The 659-nt window shown below is 53.1% G+C and carries 1 protein-coding gene; it reads right to left on the reverse strand.

Features of this window, described 5'->3' with window-relative positions; all coding sequences use genetic code 11:
* Window positions 1-50: 50 nt before the first annotated feature.
* Window positions 51-395, reverse strand: a complete 345-nt coding sequence (locus AC2W7G_RS17930; RefSeq protein WP_485869624.1) for a hypothetical protein — start codon at window positions 393-395, stop codon at window positions 51-53.
* Window positions 396-659: the final 264 nt, after the last annotated feature.

A 659-nucleotide genomic window follows, 5' to 3' on the forward strand; every position in this document is an offset into this window, starting at 1 on the left:
CGATTCCACCCAGAATGTTGGCGACCCCAAGAGGACCACCTAAGTGGGAGCTAGCGGGACAGAGCCGCATAGCCAATCATTGTCGGGTTTAAGGGCTTTGCTTTCAGATACTCTCGGTCACGTCCATCCTGCATAGCGTAAGCCTTGATGTGAGCCTGAGCCATGTAGTACATTCCAGCCAGACCCATAGACATAACCGTTGACAGCGCAGCGTCCATCGCTCGGTTGTTCTTGGTGGCATTGTAGAAGGTACGCATGGTTCGGCCGTTGATGGACTTGATAACGAAGTTCTTAAACTGCAAGACAGTCTTCGCCAGCGGTCCATACGCCTTGGCATCCATGTTGCTAAGCTTGTGCGGACGGAGCAGGGTCTCGTCAGCGATGGTATCACCCATACGCCAGAGGTCCATAGCCCTTGGGTCCTGACTGAACGCCTTCTTATCCTTGATGGTGTACTTCCCGTCTGGACACGAGTCACTGACTCACGGATGAGGGACTTAATTCCTTTCCACTGATCGTCTGAGATACCAGCGGTCTTCAGCCAGCGGTCATCGAACCTACGCTTACTGCCAGTCAGACTATGCTCCACGATGTCAGACAGGAAGCCCTGACGTCCAGCATCTAACAGGTAGTTTGTCGTACCGTTGAGGACTTTAGTG

The sequence above is a fragment of the Aeromicrobium sp. PFPM2_SD2 genome (genome assembly GCF_057364525.1).

Bases quoted from the DNA above. Each gene is read 5' to 3' on its own strand.
- AC2W7G_RS17930 (WP_485869624.1), bottom strand. From the start codon at position 395: ATGGGTGATACCATCGCTGACGAGACCCTGCTCCGTCCGCACAAGCTT.